The organism is Litorimonas cladophorae (genome assembly GCF_014652455.1).
Lineage (GTDB): Bacteria > Pseudomonadota > Alphaproteobacteria > Caulobacterales > Maricaulaceae > Litorimonas > Litorimonas cladophorae.
In genome coordinates this window covers 672,129-692,550 of sequence record NZ_BMYV01000002.1, presented here as the reverse complement: position 1 = coordinate 692,550, position 20,422 = coordinate 672,129, and the positions used below count along the sequence as shown (strand labels likewise).

The following is a 20,422-nucleotide window of genomic DNA, read 5'->3' as shown; positions in this document are numbered from 1 at the left end:
TTATGGCGTTTTGCGCACGCGAAGCGGGCGCGCAAATGTTGACCCGACCTGATTATATCCAAAGCCATTTCCATAAACATAGGCGCGGCTACGCAAGTTGCGGGCTTCCACACGCACGCGATAATCTTCAATATCTAATTCGCGTTGACGTAACGCATCTTGGCGCGCCTGATTTCGCTCTTTCGCGGCGATCCGAGCCATTTCTGTTCGCTGACGCATTTTCTCAGCCTTGAGCTGAACCTGTGCCTGAGACAATCCGCGCGGGATGGAAGACAACGCGTTGTGACGATAGACTTGAACACCTTGCTCGCATGTCACAACAAAACTGCCTTGCGTCGTGCCACATTGCGCGGATGCAATGGCTGGAAACGCTAATGTCGCAGCCAGACTAGCAATGAACAAAGATGTGCGGGTCGATTTAAGACGGATCATAGAGGTCGCTCCTGTTTGGATTAACCTTTTATTAACTCTACCGGTCTCGCAATAGTTTGCCCCTTGCGCGCGAATTTTATTTGCTCGCTACACCTTTATGCTTTGATCGGCCAAGGCTTGGTAGTCAGGCAGGCAAGCTGAAAGCATATCGCTATGCTCTGGCGCAAGCGGCGGCATATCTTTGGGCGCGTCGCCAAAACCTGTGGAACGCTGTACATTTGTGTACCAATAGGGTGCCCAGGCACCATCTTCTTCTCGTGGTCCTGCCGCCCAAGACAGCATATTCGGATCAAAAGGAATTTCGATCGCAGCGCAAAGGGCCGCCAAAGCCTTTGTTGGGTCTGTCAATATAGTTTCACTATGGATGACGGGAGGCCGACCTAACTCATCCCACAAGCGGCGTTGCGGCGCGAAGCCGAGATCATCAAGGTCAAACGCGGCGCGGCCTTTGACGTAACTCGCAATCACCCGTTGCGGATGCCGAATAAGGAAAAATGATTTTGCCTTCGCCGCCCACCCCATCGGAAAGCCCGGCAACATATGGTGCGGCATATGTTTCTGGAAAGAGTAAGTTTGACCTGTGGGCGCTGCGCAAATGGCTGCCACTTTATCTGGATCGGTTTCATGCGCCGCAAGCGTTTCATCGCGCCCCGGATGGTCCTTACCGCTTTCTTCGAGAAACGGTGCGAAAAATGGCTCGTCCATTACGGCACAATCTGCCCGCGCGCCGAAACTGCGCATCATCGCCGTGGAGAGGTTCCGAGGCCCCGACCACATGGCAATAATCATCCAGCTGTGTCCGCGTGGATGAGGTCGAGGTAAAGACCTTGAAGGCGTTTCACCATCGGCCCGCACTCGCCTTTCCCGATCTTGCGTCCGTCAATGTTCCCCACGGGGGCCAAACCCGCAAAGGTGCCCGTGGTGAAGGCTTCATCTGCGGAATAACATTTCGCAAGCGGGAAGTTTTTCTCGAAAACTGGAATGTCATTGGCGCGACACAGATCGATTATCTTGCCCCGCGTGATCCCACCCAAGCAATAATCGCCAGAGGACGTCCAGACTTCGCCTTTTCGTACAATAAAGAAATGCGTCGAATTACAGGTCGCCACAAAGCCTTGCGGGTCAAGCATCAAGCCTTCATCCGCGCCCGCGCGAATGGCTTGGATACAGGCCGTGACACAGTTGATTTTAGAATGACTGTTCAGACCAGGGTCTTGAACGTCAGGACGCCCCCGACGCACCGAAACAGTATATAAATTCTGCGCACGGCTCGCCGTCGCGGGATCTGGATTCTTAAATTCTGGCGCAATGACGATCGTCGCGTCGGAGATGACGACGCGTGGATCTTGATAGGGAGTGGACCGCAACCCTCGCGTCAGCATGAGGCGAATATGCACGCCCTCATCCATATTATTAGCCGCGAGCGTTTCATAAATACGGTCGGTCAACGCCTCGCGGGTCAAACCAATATCAATATCGAGCGCGGCCGCGCCCTCCCAGAGACGGTCCAAGTGATCCGCCAAAAACGCGACTTTGCCTTGGTGAACACGCAGTCCCTCCCAAACGCCATCCCCCAGCATAAAACCGGAGTCGAAGACATTCACGACCGCTTTGTCGCGCGGGACGAGTTTTCCGTTTAGATTGAAAATCGCCGTCGCGTTCCGATCATCTGGAACATAAGCATGTGTGCCAAAGCTCATATATAGACTCTAAATTGCGCCGCCGAGCGAACGCCATGTGGCTTTGATCACGTCGGGTTTTTTCATAAAGCCTTCAAGCTCCGTCATATCCGCCAAAGGATCAGCAGCGACGATGGCCTCCAAACTTTCCCCTGCATCTTTACGCACTTTGACACGATCATGGATCGCCTGCAGGCGTTTGATCGATGCGCCGAGTTCAACCTTGTTCGAAAGCGGACCATGACCCGGGATAACCTTGGTGGTGTCATTTGAAAGATCATATGCAATCTGTTGTGCGTTGATCATACCTTGGATGGTTCCACCACTATCGACGTCAATGAAAGGCAGCATATTGTGGAAAAAATTATCGCCTAAGTGAACGATGTTCGCGCCGACAAAATGTACAATCGTATCGCCATCTGTATGACCCGCGGGCGTATGAATGGCCCGAACCTCATCGCCATTGAACCAGAGCGTAAGCTCTTGCGAAAATGTTAGGGTTGGCCACAGCGCTTCGGCACGGGCGTCTTGCTGACGACCAAAGGCTTCATTCATATAAGATAGGCCCATCCGTGTACGAACATTGTCATGTGCGACCACTGTGGCACCGACGGCTTTCATTTCAACATTCGCGCCCGAATGGTCACCATGGTGATGTGTGTTGAGAACGTAAGTGATCGGCTTGTCCGACAGGGTCGCGACGACGTCGATAATCTCTTGGCCAAAGCGGGCAAATTTATCATCGATCATATAGACGCCATCGTCGCCAGTGCTGACACCGATGTTTCCACCTGGGCCTAAAAGCATATAAAATCCGCCGCCTAAATCCTGACTGGTGATATTCGGCTCCGACGGTTTTTCTAAAGATGCTTGCGCGGTCGTTTGAGCTGCGGGCTCGGTTGCATCGGCGCTAGTCTCGGTCTGGGAACAGGCTGCCAGCAAAAGTGTCGAGGCAAGTAAAATATGTTTCATCGGGCGTTCTCTTTAAATGGCGATAATTAAAGTACGGCGGCATAGAGCCCAAGGATTGAAAGACCCGTCCAGGACCTATGAGGCGACTTGAAAACTTGCTCCTGGGGGAAGGACACGGTTGGGGCATGCATGATGATCCATCATCGCACGAATATTGATCAGGACCAGTTCCCCCATCTCACGACGGCTCTCATGGGTGGCTGACCCAATATGCGGCGCGAGAATCACATTTGGCAGATCAAGCAGATCGGGATGCGGCTCTGGTTCACGCTCATACACATCGAGGCCTGCACCAGATATCGTTTGGTTTCGGATAGCGGCGGCAAGAGCCGCTTCGTCGATGATTTCGCCACGGGCTGTATTCACGATATAACTATCAGGGCGCATTTTTGACAAACGCTCTGCATTTATCAAATGGTGGGTGTCTGGAGTCGCGGGGCAATGAATTGAGACAAAGTTTACGTCACCTAACATCGCGTCAAGATCGGCATGCCATGTCGCGCCAAGTGTCGCCTCAATGCCTTTCGGAATACGACGACGATTATGATAGTGAATATCTAGACCAAAGGCGTGGGCGCGGCGCGCCAGAGCTTGGCCTATACGGCCCATGCCGATAATCCCTAATTTCCCGCCACGAACCCGATGACCCAACATATGCGTGGGGCCCCAGCCCTTGAATTCTCCTGCTCGCAAGCGTCGGTCGCCCTCGACAAGGCGGCGCGGTACCGCAAGGATAAGAGCCATAGCCAGATCGGCCGTATCTTCGGTCAAAACCCCAGGCGTATTTGACACAGTGATGCCGCGCCCGTGGGCGCTGGCGACATCAATGTGGTCTGTCCCTGCCCCAAAATTGGCGATCAAGCGCAGGCGTGGCGACGCATTGGCGATAACGGTGGCGTCAATACGATCAGTAACGGTAGGCACAAAAACATCACAATCCGAAATCGCCGCGGCTAGCTCCGATTGGCTCATCGGGCGATCATCAGGCCGTAAGACGGTTTCAAATAGATCCGCCATTCGAGTTTCAACCTCCTGAGGGAGGCGGCGAGTAACGACGACTTTGGGCTTAGATTTCATACGCTATGTTTGGACTGGAGTTGTCGCAATTGCAATGCAGAGCTGGTTAAGAATTAGGCATTGCTTAACCAAATCAACTGCACATCTGTGATTATGCGCAAGATCACTCTCACTCTCGTTTCCGCCCTAGTTTTGGTTTCGCCCGCTGTGGCGCAAGATCGCGTAGAGCGCGTCGTCCAACCTGTACCAGCGTCTACAACCGAAAATCTATATCGCGTCAACGCGGATCGCACCCCGTCGGGGTTTGACGTCCCACGTTTTGTGAGTTTGAAATTTTCTCGGGTAAACGGACGCACAGGACCTAGTCGTGACCATCCGGTTGCATGGCAATATCAACGCCGCGGACTTCCGTTGTTGATTGTTGCAGAAACGGAAATGTGGCGCAAAGTTCGCGATATCTCCGGCGACGAAGCCTGGGTTCATAAACCGACACTTTCCGGTGCACGCACGGTGATTGCGACTCGCCAAGCCACGCTTCGCTCGCGGCCAAACGCAAAGGCGCGCGAGGTTGCCCGAACGGACGAAATGGCGCTACTGCGCCTCGAGACATGCCGAGACGGATGGTGCGAAGTAAAAGCCGAAAACGGCCTGAAAGGCTGGGCGCGTCAAGAGGGACTATGGGGCGCTTCCCGGCCCTAAATTTCCCAGACGCCGCCGTTAGGATTGTGCGAGATACCGCTTTGCCACGGCATCTAACATGGCCATGCGTTTGGGGTCTCGCGCCTCTTGCGGTGTAATAATCGCAACATCAAGATTTGTCTCAATCCCCGACGCACAAGCCGAACGCGGCCTATCCTGCAAGGTTTTGATCAGGTTCAAAACAGTCTTTTGCGCCATCGCCGAGTTTTTCTGCATCATCGCAATGACGCTCGCGACATCCACATTGCCGTGCCCTGCGTGCCAGCAATCAAAATCTGTGACCATGGCCATTGTCGCATATGGAAGCTCCGCCTCGCGGGCGAGTTTGGCTTCGGGCATATTGGTCATGCCGATAACATCGCAACCCCATTGGCGGTACATATGGCTTTCAGCCTTGGTTGAAAACTGGGGACCTTCCATCGCGAGATAGGTTAGGGATTTGTCTTCTGTTGGGCGGTGAACATTTGCCCCCGCTTGATCGGCAGCATCGGCCGCCAGCGCGGACAGACGCGGGCAAATTGGGTCAGCGACACTGACATGCGCGACACAGCCTTTCCCGAAAAAGCTCTTCTCGCGGGCGAAAGTGCGGTCGATCATTTGATCAACCATCACGAAGTCACCCGGGACATAGTCAGCCTGCAAACTGCCCACTGCGGAGATGGAGAGGACGTCTGTACACCCAGCGCGTTTGAGCGCGTCAATATTCGCGCGGTAGTTCACATCGGATGGTGAGAGCGCGTGACCCCGCCCGTGGCGAGGCAGGAAACGGAGTCGGACACCCTCTATCTCGGCAAAAAGAATGTCATCTGACGGAGCCCCCCAAGGCGTGCTGATTGAGACCCATTCAGGATTCTCCAACCCTGGCAAATCATAGAGGCCAGACCCGCCCAGAATACCGAGGGTCCATTGGGTGTGAGGTGCGTTGGTCATGGGGCCCAATAGCCTTGAATTACCTTCACGCAAAGGGGCGGATTGCTTGTTTATCTAGCGTACCGACACCACGACAAGGATCAGACAGATTAAAGCATAAGCCAACATCCCGAACAGGATAATGCTTTGCTGAGAGTTTCTGGAAACCGTCGAACGCGCCAAAGTAGAGACCTGATTCAGAAGCTGTGGCCAAGTATAGGAGACAAAATCACCTTGGCTCATCACAGAGACGAGGCGGTCATCTGCGTCGACAATCGGGAGACGACGAAAACGCTCATTAGACATGATGCGAAGCCAATCTGTAAGATCATCGTCCTCGCGCGCCTTGCGCAATTCTGTCGACATAATGGTAGATACGGCTGTTTTTGCCGGGTCTAATTCAGGCGCCATCACGCGCTTGAAAATATCTCGCTCGGTCATAAGACCCAGAACCCGTTGCTCCGCATCCACAACAATGATGGAGCCAAAGTTTTTGTCCGCCATCAGCTTTACGGCGTCTAGAACGCTCGTATCGGGACTGCAGGTGAGTGGGATGGGCTTATTATCATATTCGGGGCGATCTTTGATTTTCATGACTGACCTTTTTTGAAGTTACAGTCTTTATACGCGCGAAAAGGCATCAGAGGTCGAAAACGCCCAAGTCTCTGAAATTTGCAATCCCCCAAAACAAAAAAACCCGATCGAATGACCGGGTTTTTTGTTCAATATATGTTGAAGCTTAGTGCTTCACATTTCGCCATACACGCTTGTAGGACAAGAAGAGTAGAAGCGAGAGGATGATTAGATAGATGAGTGTCATCAAACCTACGCTCTTGCGCTGTTCCATTTTCGGGTCCGCTGACCAAGCCAGGAACTGAACCAAGTCATGAGACATTTGCTCCACAGTGGCTTCAGGAGCTGCAATCGTCTTTAGCTCACCATGGTCGTTAATCTCTACAGGGTCATAATCAACTAAGCCTTCGGACAATGGTGCGGCCATCGCAATTTTGCCGCCATCCATGACAGGGTTCCAATGCAAGCCAGGCGTGATTTCGACACCCTTCGGAATTGGCGACCCGTAAGCGAGCATCAAATTATAGACATAATCTGCGCCATTATTCCGCGCTTTCACCATAGATGAAAGATCGGGCGGAATGGCACCGCCGTTTGACGCGCGCGCTGCGGCGTCATTCGGGAAGATCGGCGGGAAGTAATCCGCCGTAATACCGGGTCGTTCAATGACGTCGCCGGTCTCATTGTCGATGTCTTCAATCGTCCAATCTGCCGCGAAATTTTTCACATATGGATTATCATTCGGGTTTTCGAAATCGGCCAAATAGAAAGGCGCGCCTTTGTCGCCCAAGTGACGAAAGGCCACATATTTTAGGCTATGACAGGATGCACAGACTTCGCGGTAAACCTTATAGCCGCGCTGAGCCGCAACCATGTCATATTTACCGAATGGGCCGTTAAAGGACCAATCTGGATGCTCCATTTTATAATCGGATTCAACGCCGCCACCCGCTGCATATGCAATGCCGGTTACAGAGGCCGCGGCAACAATAGCGCCGAGGATGAAATTTTTCGTGGTCTTGAACGCCATGTCTACGCGGGTCCTAACGAGAAGGGAAAATAAGGGTCAGACCCGGCTATTCAGCCGGGGCTAGGCCTGCAGTTGAGTGATTTTCACCCAATACAGCTTTAGTGATGGAATCAGGTCGTTTCTTCGGCGTCTCGACCAGGCCGAGTATCGGCAAGATCACAAGGAAATAGGCGAAGTAATAAACCGTCGCCGCCTGTCCCAGACGATAGAATGTAATACCAGCGTCTTTGCCCAATGGAATTGCGATGTCATCGGGGACACCCGCACCACACCAACCAAGGATGAAACACATCACGATGAAGAGGATGAAGAACCAACGTGCCACGGGACGGAAACGCATAGAGCGAACTTTGTGCGTGTCGAGCCACGGCAAGACGAAGAGCACAACAATCGCACCAAGCATCAACAGGATACCGAAGAGTTTAGACGGCACAGCCCGCAAGATCGCGTAGAAGGGTAGGAAGTACCATTCCGGCACGATATGCGCTGGCGTCTTCATAGCGTCCGCTTCGATGTAATTATCTGCATGGCCGAGGGCATCTGGCAGGTAGAACAAGAAGACCGCAAAGATCACGAGGAAGACTGCAATCGCAAAGGCATCCTTTACAGTGTAGAACGGATGGAACGACAATGTATCGGACTCTGTTTTCTCAGAAATACCAATCGGGTTGTTTTGACCGACATGATGCAACGCCCAAACGTGCAAGCCGACAAGCGCAGCAATCACGAAAGGCAGCAAGTAATGTAACGCGAAGAAGCGGTTCAATGTGGCGTTATCAACGGCGTAACCGCCCAAGAGCCACTGCTGTAGGCTTTCGCCGACAATTGGAACCGCGCCAAAGAAGCCCGTAATCACGGTCGCACCCCAGAAGGACATTTGTCCCCAAGGCAATGTGTAACCCAAGAACGCTGTCGCCATCATGACAAGATAAATCGCACAACCCAGGATCCAGATCATTTCACGTGGCGCTTTGTAAGACCCATAATACAGGCCTCTGAACATATGCATGTAGACAGCAAGGAAGAACATCGACGCGCCAACAGCATGCATGGATTGTAGCAACCAACCGAAAGGTACGTCGCGGCGAATACGCTGTACGGACGCAAAGGCGAGATCGACGTCAGCAACGTAATGCATCGCCAAGATTACACCAGAGAGGATTTGAACCACAAGGCAAAGTGCCAAGATGCCGCCAAATGTGTACCAATAGTTCAGGTTACGGGGCGACGGAAATGTCATAAAGTCCGCACCCATGCGGATGATCGGCAAACGCTGATCCATCCATTTCGCGGCGGCGTATTTAGGCTCGTATGTTGAGGGGCCAGACATAAATCTATCCTACCTTGATCACTGTTTCGTTCACAAACGAATATGGTGGAATGACCATATTCGTGGGTGCTGGACCCTTACGGATCCGGCCTGATGTATCGTAGTGCGAACCGTGGCAAGGACAGTACCAACCATCATAATCACCTTGCTCGCCAACAGGCACACACCCGAAGTGAGTGCAAACACCCACCATCACAAGGTATTTAGGGTCTACGGCACCATTTGGCCCTGCGACCAATCGTGCATCATCTGTTTCTGGGTCTTTGAGGTCCGCCATATCAACTGACTCGGCCTCGGCGATCTCTTTTGGTGTCCGGTGACGGACAAATACGGGCTTACCGCGCCATAACATCTTCAACTGTTGGCCTTCAGCCACCTTGGACAGGTCGATCTCAATCGATCCAGCCGCCAATGTATCAGCAGCCTTGCCCATTTGCGCCACAAGTGGCCAGCCAACGGCAGCAGCACCGGCAGCTGTTACAGCTCCTGTCGCCAGAAAAATAAAGTCGCGCTTGGAGCCGTCTTCGGGTTGATTTTCGGACATGCGGGCGTCCACTCCTTGTTAGCCTGTGAACAGGCGAAATTTCATAATCGGGGCGGTGTTTAGACTGATAGAACGCGTATTGCCAGTGGGTTTTCGCGGCAATGCGACGCAATTTGGGGATGGATTGCAGTTAAGGCCTAAGACGGGTTTAAATAAGCGATGCTAATCACCGTGTCCGACACCCATTTATACGGCGGAATGGCCATATTTGTTGGGGCTGGAGGCTTCCGAACTCGGCCTGACGTATCAAAATGTGCGCCGTGACAGGGACAGTACCAACCGTCAAAATCACCGGCTTCACCGACCACGAAACAGCCAAAATGCGTACAGATCGGCACGAACACCAAGAATCGCGGATCAAATGATCCGTCGGGCTTGGGCCTCAATCTGGATCTATCCGTGGCGGGATCAATCATATCGGCGTCATCATCGGCCTGCGCCGCCGCGATTTCGGCAGGCGTACGATAGCGGATCGCGACGGGCCGCCCGACAACATGAACCAAAATTTGCTCGCCCGCCTGCAACTTGGAGAGATCAACATCTAACCCATATTTGGCAACAGTATCCCCAGCAGGTGACCATTGCCCCACGAGGGGTTTCGCCACCGCAGCCACACCGATCGCGGCAACGGCCCCCGTTGCAATGAATAAGAAGTCGCGACGGGGTTTTGCAGGCTTGGGGTCTTCCATATTACAACCCTAGCAACATATCTCCGATTTGCGGTACCTCTTATTTTGCAATTCGGCTTTGCGAGGGTTAAGCGCGCGGCATGTCCAAACCACTCACCGTCGTTTTATATCAACCCGAAATCGCCGGGAACGTTGGCGCCGTAATGCGGAGCTGCGCGTGTTTTGGCGCAGGGCTGACGCTGATCGAACCTTGCGGCTTTCCCTTGGGCGACAAACGCATGCGCCGCGCGGCGATGGATTATAAAGTCGCGGGCGGTTTGCAAACCGCTTTGGGTTGGGACGAATATCTGGCCGCGCCTCGCTCTGGCCGCCGCGTTCTGCTGACCACCAAGGGCGCAACGCCTTTGCAAGATTTCAAATTTGAGGCCGGCGACACGCTGATTTTCGGCGCGGAAGGCTCTGGCGTGCCGCAAGAGGTGCATGATTCAGTGGATGCGCGCGTTGTGATTCCAATGATGGCGGATGCGCGGTCGCTTAATCTGTCAAACTCTGTCGCCGTGACGCTCTTCGAAGCCTTGCGACAGACCCAGACGTTACCCTAGAGACAGCCCATGAAACATCTTATCCTGCCAACTCTGATTGCTTCAGCTTTGACCCTGTCCGCTTGCTCCCAAGCCGAAACGCCGAAACAGGATGCGCCCTCGGATGTGTCATTGGACGTGTCTTTATCAACACCAACCTTAACGCCTTTCTCAGGCCAGATTTCGCCAGAGCTCGCAGATCGCTTTTCGCGTTTGGCTTTAGACTGCGTGCAAAAGGAGTTTCCGAATAAAATCTCTCGTACCACCGACACAGCAGAAGAGATCGGCGCACCGCGAGAGCTCTTCCCCGTTTTTTACGGCTGTTTTGATTGGCACAGCGCCGTGCATGGACATTGGCTCCTCATTCGCTTGCTGCATGTTGGCGATCAAGACGCGGCGTGGCGTGACGAAGCTATCGCCAAACTCGACACAAATCTCACGCCAGAGAATGTTGCGGGCGAGCTGGCGAATTTCCGACGCGCCGCCCGTGGGTCCTGGGAACGCCCCTATGGCTGGGCCTGGGTTCTGCAACTGACGGCGGAACTGCGCGAATATGATGACCCGAACGCAAAGCGGTGGCTCGCGGCCCTAGAACCCCTAGAGGCTGATATTGTCGCGGCGACCAAAGACTGGTTACCCAAGCTCGCCTATCCGATCCGTCTGGGCACGCATAACCAAAGCGCGTTCGCCATGACGCTCATGTTGGATTGGGCAGAGACCGCAGGCGACGAAGCGTTCGCGACATTGATCAAAGCCAAAGCCAGTGAGTTTCACATGGGCGATGCAAATTGCCCCATCGGGTACGAACCCTCTGGAGAAGACTTCCTTTCGCCCTGCCTCATGACCGCTGATCTCATGCGGCGCGTGATCGACGGTACAGACGCTTATGAGGCTTGGCTCAACCTAAACCTGCCTGATATCCCGACAGACGGATCAACGGACTGGTTGCCACCCGCCATTGTTAAAGACGCAAGTGACGGAAAGCTTGTCCATCTCGACGGCGTAAACCTGTCTCGCGCGTGGAACCTTTACAACATCGCGCGGGCGCTACCTGAAACTGACGCCCGTCGCGCCAGCTTGATCGCGACAGCGGATATCCACCGTGATTCAGGTATCGCATCGGTATCAGACGAACATTATTCGGGCAGCCATTGGCTTGCGAGTTTTGCGACCTATCTTGTGACAGATAGAGCCGCGACTCAGTAACAGAAAAACGAGACCTCATGACCGACCCTTTCGCTCAGAAGAAAGAGACCGCAGCGGCTTGGTTCAAATCCCTGCGTGATCAAATTTGCGCAGAGTTTGAAGCTCTCGAACGCGAAGCCCCCAGCGACCTCTATCCCGGTGAACCGGGCACCTTCGTTTATGAAGATTGGCAACGCCAAGTCGAAGACGGCGGCGGCGGCACGGGCGGCATGTTGCGTGGTCGTTTGTTTGAGAAATGCGGTGTCCACATCAGTGTCGTCAAAGGCGAATTTAACGAAGAAATGGCGGCCCGCGTTCCGGGCGCTGATAAAGACCCGCGCTTTTGGGCAGCAGGCATTTCCTTGATCGCGCATATTGTCAATCCGCGCGTGCCTGCGGTACATATGAATACACGTTATATTGTGACGACCAAAGATTGGTTCGGCGGCGGCGGTGATCTAACGCCGACCCAAGCCGTTGATCGCAATCAGGACAGCCCTGATGCCAAAGCCTTTCACGCGGGTATGAAAGCCGCCTGCGACGCCCACGCAGTTGCGGATTATCCGAAGTTCAAAGACTGGTGCGATGAATATTTTCATTTGCATCATCGCGACGAACCGCGCGGCATTGGCGGCATATTCTATGATCGTCATAATAGTGGCGATTGGGACGCTGATTTTGCCTTCACCCAAGACGTCGGTCGCCATTTCATCAAAACCTATGCCGACATCGTCCGTGGACGGATGGATGAGCCATGGACAGAAGAAGAGCGCGAGGAACAACTCATCACCCGTGGCCGCTATGTGGAGTTCAACCTCCTCTGGGATCGCGGCACAACATTCGGTTTGAAGACAGGCGGGAATGTGAAGACGATTTTGAGCAGCATGCCACCGGTTTGTAAGTGGCCGTGATGAATCAAGAAGACAAAACAGCTTTTGTCAAATCATACAATCGAAACTGGTTCGTTTTTCTAGCCTTGCTCGCGATCCACGCACTAATTCTTATTGCCACATTTGGCTCCATTTTTGATGTGGTTTTTCGCGGTCCTGATTACAACTTGGAGCTTACGGCATTCTTATTGCTCATTAACTTCGGCTTCATTCCAATATATGCTCGAGTTCTAGGTAGATACAAAAACTTGGACTGCCCAACTTGCTACGCGAGTTTATTGGAATTCGAAAGGTATGAAAAATCAGGATTGAATGACCCTCATCCATCTCCTGATGGTAAACTTCTTTCAATTTATACCATTTGCCCCAAGTGTGGCTCCGATTGCCGAGATCAATTTCAAATTTCCAAAAGTTCGATATCATGACCAATAAACCCAAAGTCCTTATGTTCGATCTCGGTGGCGTTATTGTCCCTTGGGTCGGACTCATCGAGCTATCGAAAATCTGCGGTATCACCGCCGACGAGGTGAACGCCCGTTTTGCCGATAGTGATGTCTTTGCCGCCTATGAACGCGGACATGTACCAGACTTTATCTTTCTGGCTGAGCTTGTCGATATGTTTGATCTGGACCTAAAAGACCCGCGTTTCAAAGACCCTGCCGCGCTGTGGAACAGCTGGGTTCATGCACCTTATCCAAACACGTTAGAGACATTGGCCACGCTTAAATCGCGGTTCACGACCGCGTGTCTGTCCAATACGAATGCCCTGCATTGGGCGCATCTGAACACGATGTTCAATACGTCGGAGACGTTCCATCATGATTTCGCCTCCCATCACCTCAACGAGGCCAAGCCAGACGCGGCCTGTTATACCAAGCCTCTAAAAATTATGGGCGTCGAGGCGAAAGATGTTTGGTTCTTTGACGACACAATGGCCAATGTTGAGGCCGCCAGACGCGTCGGCATCACCACCCATCATGTCGACCGCGCCGTGGGCGTTTTACCCACATTACGAGAGCTAGGATTGATCGACTAAGCCCCTGAAACAGAGCGTGATTAGGAGAACGTCTAGATTTATGTTATGAGAAAAAGCAACATATCAGCAGGGAGATTATCATGCCACGTTTCGCCGCCACCCTTCTCACCCTCACCGCCGTCGCATTTGCATTGCCTGCACAAGCTCAACTTATCGTTCTTGGCAACGGTCAAGCCGCCATGTGCTACAATGACACCATTTCGGGTGACAAAGGCACGTTTTCAGCGATCCACACGTGCACGGAAGCCTTAAAAGAAACGATTTCTGCCAAGGACCAAGCCGCGACTTACGTCAATCGGGGCGTACTTTACATGCGCAAAGGCGATCAGGTTCGGGCCGAAGCGGATTACGCTAAAGCCCTGCAAATCCAGCCTAATTTGACTGAAGCCCATATTAATCGGGCCGCCTCCCTCATCCGCCTCAAAGATTTTGACGGCGCCCTCGCCGCGCTCGACACGGCGTTGAAAGATGAAGATTTAGCCAAGCGCCCCGAAGCGCTTTATAACCGTGCAATCGCGCTGGATTGGAAAGAAGATTATCGCGGGGCGTATTTTGATTTGAAAGAGGCTTTGGCCATTCGACCCAATTGGGCGCCGGCTCAAGAGCTAATTTCGCGCTATAATGTTCAACCCGCTGGATAAAGCCCATTTCGCTTTGCCTTGGCGAGCCTGAGCGTTTATGATCGAGGGACGTTACACGGACCCTCGATTCATGATTAAAATCCAATCTTCTTATGACTATGATGATCTTATCGTCAGCGGCAAAGAATCCCTCTTTGGCGAAGGCAATGCGAAACTCCCTGCCCCGCCGATGCTTATGCTCGACCGGATCATCCAAATTGATGATACAGGCGGCGCACATGGCAAAGGCCAGATCATCGCAGAACTTGATGTTAACCCAGACCTTTGGTTCTTTGGCTGCCATTTTATCGGCGACCCCGTTATGCCAGGTTGCCTTGGCCTAGACGCCATGTGGCAACTCGTGGGCTTCTGGCTCGGCTGGACAGGTGGTCAAGGTCGCGGTCGCGCACTGGCAGGTGAAATTAAATTTACAGGCCAAGTCACCCCGGACATCAAAAAAGTCCGTTACGAAATAGATATTAAGCGCTCCATCCGACGCAAGCTCGTCCTCGGCATTGCCGATGGCCGCATGTATGCTGATGACGAGCTGATCTATCAGGCCAAAGACCTGCGGGTGGGTCTGTTCGTTCCCCCCTCTGAATCCACAGAAGAGAAAGCATAGCTATGCGTCGTGTTGTTGTTACCGGACTGGGTATTGTCTCTTGCATAGGCAATGATGCCGATACCGTTGCCGCTAATCTCAAAGCTGGGAATTCCGGCATTGAGCGCGACGACAAAATGGTAGAGCTGGGCTTCCGCAGCCAAATTTCTGGCCGACCAGACTGCGATTATAAAGAGATCATCTCAAAGCGGTCCTACCGCTTCATGGGTGATGCTGCGGGTTGGGCCGCAGTTGCGATGAAAAATGCCATCGAAGATGCAGGATTGGAAGACGATCAGGTTTCCCACCCCCGCACAGGCATTATCGCGGGTTCGGGTGGTCCCTCATCGCTCGAAATCGTGCGCGCGGCCGATATCACGCGTAAGAACCTCAGCCCCAAACGCATTGGGCCGTTCGCCGTGCCAAAAGCGATGTCCTCGACGGTGTCGGCGACCTTGGCCACGCATTACAAAATTCTTGGCGTGAACTATTCCATTACTTCCGCGTGTACGACGTCTTTGCACTGCATCGGATCAGCTGTCGAGCAAATCCAATGGGGCAAGCAAGACATCATGTTTGCGGGCGGTGGTGAAGAGCTGGAATGGTCCATGTCTTCCCTATTCGACGCTATGGGCGCGATGAGCAGCAAGTATAATGACACACCCAAAGAGGCGAGCCGCGCATTTGATGAAAACCGTGACGGCTTTGTTATCGCGGGCGGTGCCGGCATGTTGGTTCTGGAAGAATATGAGCACGCCAAAGCGCGCGGCGCAAAAATCTACGCCGAAGTTGTCGGCTATGCCGCAACATCCGATGGCTATGACATGGTGGCCCCATCTGGCGAAGGCGCAGAACGCGCCATGCGTCAAGCGCTCGAAACTGCAGGTCTTGAAACCGTGGACTATATCAACCCGCATGCGACCAGCACACCCGTTGGCGACATTGCCGAAACCAACGCCATTGAACGCGTCTTCGGCCTAGATGGCCCCTATGTTTCGGCGACTAAATGTCTGACAGGACACAGCCTCGGCGGTGCGGGCGTTCAGGAAGCGATCTATACGTTGTTGATGATGGACCGTGGTTTCGTGGCCCCGTCAATTAATGTGACCAAGCGTGATCCTGAAATCCCAGCGATCAACATCGCCTATGAAATGGTAGAGACAGAAGTCAAAACAGCCATGTCCAATAGCTTCGGCTTCGGCGGCACAAATGGGAGTGTCATTTTCGCGAAAGTCTAACTCACGCTAAATTGACGCAACACTTTAACGTTCGGCGCGTAGGACATCTGTAACACACAGGATTGTTCTATGCGCCGTTTCTCCTTTATCGCTCCATTTCTCTTCGCCGCTTTGGTTTCCCCACTACCAGCGACAGCGCAAGATTCGATCTTTGACATCCCTGAAGCAGAACAACTGACCTTCGCCGATGTTGGGGTCGCGGCCGTTTCTCGGGAGACTTACGTCGGGTCGAGCGAAAGCGAGATTTCGGTCCTTCCCTATATCAACGCCCAATATAAGGGACGGTTCTTCGCCAATGCAGCCCTTGGCGCGGGCGCTTACGCTATTCGCAATAAGAACTTCCGCCTCGGCGGGTCCGTGCATTACTCGCTCGGTCGGGATGGCGCGGATACCCCGTTGAACTCGGATGCATTCGACGTGGACGGGGGCTTTTCGGCCAATCTCTCCTCCCGTCTCTATACGCCCGTCGCCGCCATTGATGTGGTGGGCAGTGTCCCGCTGTCGGGTGACTTGGACGGCTTCCGCGTTGATACGTTAGTCACGACACAATTCTTCCTGTTCGATAAAGCCCTTCAAATCACGCCCGGTGTTCGCGCGACCTATCATTCGGATGGATATCTGGACTCGCTCTACGGGATCACAGATGCGCAGCTGGCCAGTGCTGCCTTACCCGAAAATTCGGATATCACCGCGCTCGGCTTCAAATCAGAAGTCTCGACCTTGGGCGCGCACGCGGCAGCCTATTACGATCTGAGCCACGATCTTCAGCTGATCGGGATCGTCAATTACTCGCGCCTGATCGGCGACGTGCGCGATACACCGCTGGCGCCGAAGAAAAATGGGCTGACCGCTGCGGTCGCCATTGCGCGCACGTTCTAAAGGCGGGAAAAAGAGTTTCCGAAGTTGAAACTCTTCACTGGTTTTGACGGCCTGAACTGACTATCTTGAGCGCTATACTCCCGATGGTAAATGAAGAGACCTCACATGGCAGACCAATCCTTCCCAACTGGAACCCTGATGGCCGGCAAACGCGGCCTGATTATGGGCGTGGCGAATAAGAACTCCATTGCTTGGGCCATTGCTCAGCAACTTGCCGCACAAGGCGCAGAATTGGCCTTCACCTATCAGGGCGACAAATTACTTCGCCGCGTGAAACCGTTGGGCGAAAGCGTTGGGGCAGACACATTCCTAGATTGCGACGTGACAAATGACGACGACATGGACGCCACCTTTGCAGCGTTAGAGGCCAAATGGGGCAAGATCGACTTCCTCGTCCACGCCATCGCCTTTGCCGGCAAAGACCAGCTCGCAGGTTCCTTCATTGAACAAACAACGCGTGCAGGCTTCAAATCTGCGCTCGATATTTCAGCTTACAGCTTCGTCGACGCAGGCCGCCGCGCCGCCGCCATCATGAATGATGATGGGGCGATGATTACGCTGACCTATTTGGGTTCCGAACGTGTCATCCCGAACTACAACGTCATGGGCGTCGCCAAAGCCGCGCTTGAAGCTTGTACCCGCTATATGGCGGCTGACCTTGGTCCGCGCGGCATTCGCGTCAATGCGATCTCTGCGGGTCCGATTAAAACACTCGCTGCGGCGGGTATCGGCTCTGGCCGTCACATGTTCCGCTTCAACAAAGCCGCCAGCGCCATGCAGGACAATACAGATTCCAAAGGCGTCGCGGGCGCCGCGCTCTACCTCCTCTCCGACCTCGGTCTCTCCTGCACAGGCGAAACCCATCACGTAGATGGCGGTTTCCACGCCATCGGCATGCCGCAAGAAGATGCGCTTCGCGCAAGTTTGGCAGAGTAGTCAACTCACGCCCAACGCTTTCGCATTGCCGCCCACGTGGCGGCAATGCGCTAAGACATCATTTTCGGATAGGGGACCAATTAGGCTCCTAAGCAGGCCTTGGTTGAAAGGCTTTTATTAAGTGATTTTAAGCCGCTCGCTATTTCAAGCAGCGGTCGACTGTGGGGTCACTGAGATACGCGCTTGCGGTTTAGATACGCCGTCGACGACATCGTAAATCGCAGCGAGAGCATCCAGTACATTCTGCGTTCTTTCCGGCTTGTCTAAACTTGTGAACATAGACCCGACCCCCAGTCTAATACGGGTCTCGATCGCGATCAAAAGTTGGTTTTCTGCAAATCCAAATCGAATTGATTTCCCATCAAAGGCATGTTCCAGATCTACTAACCTCTGCATGAAGTCGGGGGCGAGCAAATATCGCGCCTCAACTTGGTCCGTACCATAGACTTCAAACATTTTTTCAAAAACCGGATCTGCAAAACCGATACGTTTCATACCGCGCCGTTTCCGTCGATTGAATACCCCTTTATCCGGAAACACGACTGTTTGGCCTTGAAACTTCTGCGGAAATGTTAGGGAAATAAACTGCCCCTTAAACCAATATTTCCATGGACAAAATTCATACACAGCCTCATCAGCTCTACTGAATGTGGCATAAAAAAATTGAAAATAGGCTCCGTGAATTTTACCTGTAATATGATCTTCAATTGTTGCTGAATTATATTTCGGAGCAAAACCTAGGTTGACGAAATCTGTTAACCCGTAAGATAATAGATCGGATTTCTTGAGCCGCTGATCATGGAAATAAGTCCAATTCCTAAATCGACAAAATCCACCTAGAATACTCTCTTTCGTTTCTACATCGAAACGACGTTGATGGTAGATAATGCAATAAGCTACGTAGAAGGGCATCTGAATAACGAAGCAAATTACAGCCAATTTCAATGAAAACCCTATAAGAAGGAAAATTAGAAAAAAGAGAGGCGAGATAGCGACACTGAAGAAAGTGTTTCTGACTATTGTTTTTCTTTTGACTTCTTCCCGCCTTAGCCTTGGGCCAATGACTTGGAAATAGAACGGACTAAAGCCATCGAACGCTTCATGATGTTCATTAAATTGATGCATTCAAAATACGTATATAAGAACTCTTAATTTTGGTTTATAGCTATCACCTTGCGTCGAAGCATCACATTTGAGTAAAAACGACCATTTTGATTAACATTGCCAACGGCTTATTTTGGGCACTTTAAGACGCTCACATTGTATGCGAACCTCTTATGAAAACTGCATAGGATCTCCGCTACATCGAAAAACCGTGATGTATTGCGCAATCATTCCTCTTTTAAACGCATGGATCCATTTCATAGATTGCAATCTTTTCAGCAACTTAAGAATTAGTTTGGGAGATGCATCCCCGCCCCCTCATTTGCATGGCATTTTAAGATGGTCTTCTTTCAACGGGCGGTCATGTGCACATTGACAAAGTGCATTTCTGTTTTCACAAAAAATAGAACCATCGAAAAATGGGCAGCCTTGGCCCAATTTTCGATTCCGAATAAACAGAATTGCACCAGGAAAAAGGCGTCGTCGCGTGGGTCCCTCTGGGGCCGAAAACCAAATTAGCTTATCCGGTTCCGCCGGGCCCTAGAATACCCACGCGAACATCCCGACCTTCGGGGCATTTTTCCAAAGTAAAAGATACAGGAACCCGGGTCAGTTAAGACGGCGGTTCCGAGGCGCGAGACACTCGCCACCCCCACGGCAGGTCAATTGCGGTGTGCCGCCGAACCGCGAAACAGTTCGGGCGTGTTCGCTTGCGCTATTCCTGTGCGCCTGCGCGAGCCTAATGTTTAGGCTTGATGATCTCTTCGTTATTATCGTCCAGCAAGACAACTTTCGGCTCATATTTGGCCGCTTTTTTTGCGTCCATTTGGCAATAAGCAATGATGATGACTTTATCGCCAATTTGCACGCGGCGGGCGGCTGCACCGTTTAGACCAAAGACTTTCGATCCGCGCGGCGCGTTGATCGCATAAGTCGTGAAACGCTCACCATTGGTGATGTTCAAGATATCAACCTGCTCATTTTCAAGAATGCCCGCTTTATCCAGCAAGTCCTTATCAACGGAGATCGAGCCTTCATAATGCATGTCCGCTTGGGTCACCACAGCGCGGTGGATTTTACCCTTCATCATGGTCAGCATCATAGTCGTCTCTTTTTAATCGCCCGTAATCGTGGGGTACCCGTGCAGAGAACTGTTCCCTGCGTCTTATACATAGGAATGGTTAGCGGCGTTCCAAAGGTGAAGCCGCGTTTTCGGAACCCTGCTCTGCGCGGCATTTAACTGCCGTTCAGAAAGCGGGTTGGTTAGTGGTGGCCACCTGGCACTGCATTTGGATCGAGCTTGAACACACGATCGCAATATTTGCAGGTCACGGACGTGTCATCGCCCATATCCAGATAGGTACGCGGATGTCCCAGCGCGCCGCCAGAGCCTTCGCACATCACGCGTGTCGACGGTACGATCACAACATCATCGTGGGCGGTTTGCGGCGTTTGACCTGTTTCCATGGGAGGCGTCCTTACATGTCGTCTATAGAGTCGTAAATTTTGGGCGTTTACAGCTTGCACTGGCGTTTAGG

The 20,422-nt window shown here is 52.7% G+C and carries 24 protein-coding genes; 10 read left to right on the top strand and 14 right to left on the bottom strand.

The window, feature by feature from the left end:
- From IE073_RS10945 to IE073_RS10925, 5 genes are all read right to left on the bottom strand, one after another.
- Complete coding sequence (locus tag IE073_RS10945; RefSeq protein ID WP_189585621.1) at positions 1-432, bottom strand: hypothetical protein; 432 nt, start codon at positions 430-432, stop codon at positions 1-3.
- Between the two features lie 87 nt (positions 433-519).
- The gene (locus IE073_RS10940) at positions 520-1,221 is read right to left on the bottom strand and encodes a sulfotransferase-like domain-containing protein (protein ID WP_189585618.1); all 702 of its coding nucleotides are present in this window, start codon (positions 1,219-1,221) and stop codon (positions 520-522) included.
- Complete coding sequence (locus tag IE073_RS10935; RefSeq protein ID WP_189585615.1) at positions 1,218-2,132, bottom strand: aminotransferase class IV; 915 nt, start codon at positions 2,130-2,132, stop codon at positions 1,218-1,220. The genes IE073_RS10940 and IE073_RS10935 overlap by 4 nt, the downstream gene beginning before the upstream one ends.
- Before the next feature lie 9 nt (positions 2,133-2,141).
- Positions 2,142-3,083 carry an MBL fold metallo-hydrolase gene (locus IE073_RS10930; protein ID WP_189585612.1) on the bottom strand — a complete coding sequence of 314 codons (942 nt, stop codon included), beginning with the start codon at positions 3,081-3,083 and terminating at the stop codon, positions 2,142-2,144.
- Positions 3,084-3,158: 75 nt separating this feature from the next.
- A complete protein-coding gene (locus IE073_RS10925) occupies positions 3,159-4,160 on the bottom strand; it encodes a 2-hydroxyacid dehydrogenase (RefSeq protein ID WP_189585609.1) in 1,002 nt (333 codons plus the stop codon).
- Positions 4,161-4,253: 93 nt separating this feature from the next.
- On the opposite strand from IE073_RS10925, the gene IE073_RS10920 reads away from it, so the two are divergent.
- Positions 4,254-4,799, top strand: coding sequence for an SH3 domain-containing protein (locus IE073_RS10920; RefSeq protein WP_189585606.1), 546 nt, complete (start codon positions 4,254-4,256; stop codon positions 4,797-4,799).
- An 18-nt stretch (positions 4,800-4,817) separates the two neighbouring features.
- On the opposite strand, the gene IE073_RS10915 is transcribed toward IE073_RS10920, so the two are convergent.
- The 6 genes from IE073_RS10915 to petA (IE073_RS10890) form a co-directional block, all read right to left on the bottom strand.
- Complete coding sequence (locus tag IE073_RS10915; protein WP_189585602.1) at positions 4,818-5,729, bottom strand: S-methyl-5'-thioadenosine phosphorylase; 912 nt, start codon at positions 5,727-5,729, stop codon at positions 4,818-4,820.
- Positions 5,730-5,783: 54 nt separating this feature from the next.
- On the bottom strand, positions 5,784-6,302 hold the full coding sequence (locus IE073_RS10910) for a CBS domain-containing protein (RefSeq protein ID WP_189585599.1): 519 nt from the start codon (positions 6,300-6,302) through the stop codon (positions 5,784-5,786).
- Between the two features lie 145 nt (positions 6,303-6,447).
- A complete protein-coding gene (locus IE073_RS10905) occupies positions 6,448-7,311 on the bottom strand; it encodes a cytochrome c1 (RefSeq protein ID WP_189585596.1) in 864 nt (287 codons plus the stop codon).
- Between the two features lie 46 nt (positions 7,312-7,357).
- Positions 7,358-8,641, bottom strand: a complete 1,284-nt coding sequence (locus IE073_RS10900; RefSeq protein WP_189585593.1) for a cytochrome b — start codon at positions 8,639-8,641, stop codon at positions 7,358-7,360.
- Between the two features lie 4 nt (positions 8,642-8,645).
- The gene (gene petA / locus IE073_RS10895; RefSeq protein WP_189585590.1) at positions 8,646-9,185 is read right to left on the bottom strand and encodes a ubiquinol-cytochrome c reductase iron-sulfur subunit; all 540 of its coding nucleotides are present in this window, start codon (positions 9,183-9,185) and stop codon (positions 8,646-8,648) included.
- Positions 9,186-9,322: 137 nt separating this feature from the next.
- A complete protein-coding gene (gene petA, locus IE073_RS10890; protein WP_189585586.1) occupies positions 9,323-9,874 on the bottom strand; it encodes a ubiquinol-cytochrome c reductase iron-sulfur subunit in 552 nt (183 codons plus the stop codon).
- A gap of 80 nt (positions 9,875-9,954) precedes the next feature.
- Between petA (IE073_RS10890) and IE073_RS10885 the strand changes: the two genes are divergently transcribed.
- From IE073_RS10885 to IE073_RS10845, 9 genes are all read left to right on the top strand, one after another.
- Entirely contained in the window at positions 9,955-10,416 is a 462-nt protein-coding gene (locus tag IE073_RS10885) for a tRNA (cytidine(34)-2'-O)-methyltransferase (RefSeq protein WP_189585584.1), read from the top strand.
- Positions 10,417-10,425: 9 nt separating this feature from the next.
- Entirely contained in the window at positions 10,426-11,601 is a 1,176-nt protein-coding gene (locus IE073_RS10880) for a DUF2891 domain-containing protein (protein WP_189585581.1), read from the top strand.
- A 17-nt stretch (positions 11,602-11,618) separates the two neighbouring features.
- Positions 11,619-12,491: an oxygen-dependent coproporphyrinogen oxidase gene (gene hemF, locus IE073_RS10875; RefSeq protein ID WP_189585578.1), complete on the top strand. Its 873-nt coding sequence runs from the start codon at positions 11,619-11,621 to the stop codon at positions 12,489-12,491.
- A 400-nt stretch (positions 12,492-12,891) separates the two neighbouring features.
- A complete protein-coding gene (locus tag IE073_RS10870; RefSeq protein WP_189585575.1) occupies positions 12,892-13,506 on the top strand; it encodes an HAD-IA family hydrolase in 615 nt (204 codons plus the stop codon).
- An 80-nt stretch (positions 13,507-13,586) separates the two neighbouring features.
- Positions 13,587-14,147 (top strand): tetratricopeptide repeat protein, encoded by a 561-nt coding sequence (locus IE073_RS10865; protein ID WP_189585572.1) that lies wholly within the window; start codon positions 13,587-13,589, stop codon positions 14,145-14,147.
- A gap of 70 nt (positions 14,148-14,217) precedes the next feature.
- Positions 14,218-14,748 (top strand): bifunctional 3-hydroxydecanoyl-ACP dehydratase/trans-2-decenoyl-ACP isomerase, encoded by a 531-nt coding sequence (gene fabA / locus IE073_RS10860; protein ID WP_189585570.1) that lies wholly within the window; start codon positions 14,218-14,220, stop codon positions 14,746-14,748.
- Positions 14,749-14,750: 2 nt separating this feature from the next.
- Positions 14,751-15,965 carry a beta-ketoacyl-ACP synthase I gene (gene fabB, locus IE073_RS10855; protein WP_189585568.1) on the top strand — a complete coding sequence of 405 codons (1,215 nt, stop codon included), beginning with the start codon at positions 14,751-14,753 and terminating at the stop codon, positions 15,963-15,965.
- Between the two features lie 69 nt (positions 15,966-16,034).
- Positions 16,035-16,844, top strand: coding sequence for a MipA/OmpV family protein (locus IE073_RS10850; protein ID WP_189585566.1), 810 nt, complete (start codon positions 16,035-16,037; stop codon positions 16,842-16,844).
- 105 nt (positions 16,845-16,949) lie between these two features.
- Positions 16,950-17,780 (top strand): enoyl-ACP reductase FabI, encoded by an 831-nt coding sequence (locus tag IE073_RS10845; RefSeq protein WP_189585564.1) that lies wholly within the window; start codon positions 16,950-16,952, stop codon positions 17,778-17,780.
- A 144-nt stretch (positions 17,781-17,924) separates the two neighbouring features.
- Here the strand turns inward: IE073_RS10845 and IE073_RS10840 are convergent, their stop codons facing one another.
- The 3 genes from IE073_RS10840 to IE073_RS10830 all read right to left on the bottom strand — a co-directional run bounded on the left by IE073_RS10840 (position 17,925) and on the right by IE073_RS10830 (position 20,351).
- Complete coding sequence (locus tag IE073_RS10840) at positions 17,925-18,905, bottom strand: DUF3137 domain-containing protein (protein WP_189585562.1); 981 nt, start codon at positions 18,903-18,905, stop codon at positions 17,925-17,927.
- A gap of 718 nt (positions 18,906-19,623) precedes the next feature.
- Complete coding sequence (gene panD / locus IE073_RS10835; RefSeq protein WP_189585559.1) at positions 19,624-19,986, bottom strand: aspartate 1-decarboxylase; 363 nt, start codon at positions 19,984-19,986, stop codon at positions 19,624-19,626.
- A 161-nt stretch (positions 19,987-20,147) separates the two neighbouring features.
- Positions 20,148-20,351, bottom strand: coding sequence for a zinc-finger domain-containing protein (locus tag IE073_RS10830; RefSeq protein WP_189585557.1), 204 nt, complete (start codon positions 20,349-20,351; stop codon positions 20,148-20,150).
- Between the last annotated feature and the right edge of the window lie 71 nt (positions 20,352-20,422).

Bases quoted from the DNA above. Each gene is read 5' to 3' on its own strand.
- IE073_RS10850 (WP_189585566.1), top strand. From the start codon at position 16,035: ATGCGCCGTTTCTCCTTTATCGCTCCATTTCTCTTCGCCGCTTTGGTT.
- IE073_RS10845 (WP_189585564.1), top strand. From the start codon at position 16,950: ATGGCAGACCAATCCTTCCCAACTGGAACCCTGATGGCCGGCAAACGC.
- IE073_RS10940 (WP_189585618.1), bottom strand. From the start codon at position 1,221: ATGATTATTGCCATGTGGTCGGGGCCTCGGAACCTCTCCACGGCGATG.
- IE073_RS10910 (WP_189585599.1), bottom strand. From the start codon at position 6,302: ATGAAAATCAAAGATCGCCCCGAATATGATAATAAGCCCATCCCACTC.
- IE073_RS10830 (WP_189585557.1), bottom strand. From the start codon at position 20,351: ATGGAAACAGGTCAAACGCCGCAAACCGCCCACGATGATGTTGTGATC.
- IE073_RS10915 (WP_189585602.1), bottom strand. From the start codon at position 5,729: ATGACCAACGCACCTCACACCCAATGGACCCTCGGTATTCTGGGCGGG.
- IE073_RS10880 (WP_189585581.1), top strand. From the start codon at position 10,426: ATGAAACATCTTATCCTGCCAACTCTGATTGCTTCAGCTTTGACCCTG.
- IE073_RS10865 (WP_189585572.1), top strand. From the start codon at position 13,587: ATGCCACGTTTCGCCGCCACCCTTCTCACCCTCACCGCCGTCGCATTT.
- IE073_RS10900 (WP_189585593.1), bottom strand. From the start codon at position 8,641: ATGTCTGGCCCCTCAACATACGAGCCTAAATACGCCGCCGCGAAATGG.
- IE073_RS10920 (WP_189585606.1), top strand. From the start codon at position 4,254: ATGCGCAAGATCACTCTCACTCTCGTTTCCGCCCTAGTTTTGGTTTCG.
- IE073_RS10925 (WP_189585609.1), bottom strand. From the start codon at position 4,160: ATGAAATCTAAGCCCAAAGTCGTCGTTACTCGCCGCCTCCCTCAGGAG.
- IE073_RS10930 (WP_189585612.1), bottom strand. From the start codon at position 3,083: ATGAAACATATTTTACTTGCCTCGACACTTTTGCTGGCAGCCTGTTCC.
- petA (WP_189585590.1), bottom strand. From the start codon at position 9,185: ATGTCCGAAAATCAACCCGAAGACGGCTCCAAGCGCGACTTTATTTTT.
- IE073_RS10840 (WP_189585562.1), bottom strand. From the start codon at position 18,905: ATGCATCAATTTAATGAACATCATGAAGCGTTCGATGGCTTTAGTCCG.
- panD (WP_189585559.1), bottom strand. From the start codon at position 19,986: ATGATGCTGACCATGATGAAGGGTAAAATCCACCGCGCTGTGGTGACC.
- IE073_RS10935 (WP_189585615.1), bottom strand. From the start codon at position 2,132: ATGAGCTTTGGCACACATGCTTATGTTCCAGATGATCGGAACGCGACG.
- IE073_RS10885 (WP_189585584.1), top strand. From the start codon at position 9,955: ATGTCCAAACCACTCACCGTCGTTTTATATCAACCCGAAATCGCCGGG.
- IE073_RS10870 (WP_189585575.1), top strand. From the start codon at position 12,892: ATGACCAATAAACCCAAAGTCCTTATGTTCGATCTCGGTGGCGTTATT.
- petA (WP_189585586.1), bottom strand. From the start codon at position 9,874: ATGGAAGACCCCAAGCCTGCAAAACCCCGTCGCGACTTCTTATTCATT.
- IE073_RS10905 (WP_189585596.1), bottom strand. From the start codon at position 7,311: ATGGCGTTCAAGACCACGAAAAATTTCATCCTCGGCGCTATTGTTGCC.
- fabB (WP_189585568.1), top strand. From the start codon at position 14,751: ATGCGTCGTGTTGTTGTTACCGGACTGGGTATTGTCTCTTGCATAGGC.
- fabA (WP_189585570.1), top strand. From the start codon at position 14,218: ATGATTAAAATCCAATCTTCTTATGACTATGATGATCTTATCGTCAGC.
- hemF (WP_189585578.1), top strand. From the start codon at position 11,619: ATGACCGACCCTTTCGCTCAGAAGAAAGAGACCGCAGCGGCTTGGTTC.
- IE073_RS10945 (WP_189585621.1), bottom strand. From the start codon at position 432: ATGATCCGTCTTAAATCGACCCGCACATCTTTGTTCATTGCTAGTCTG.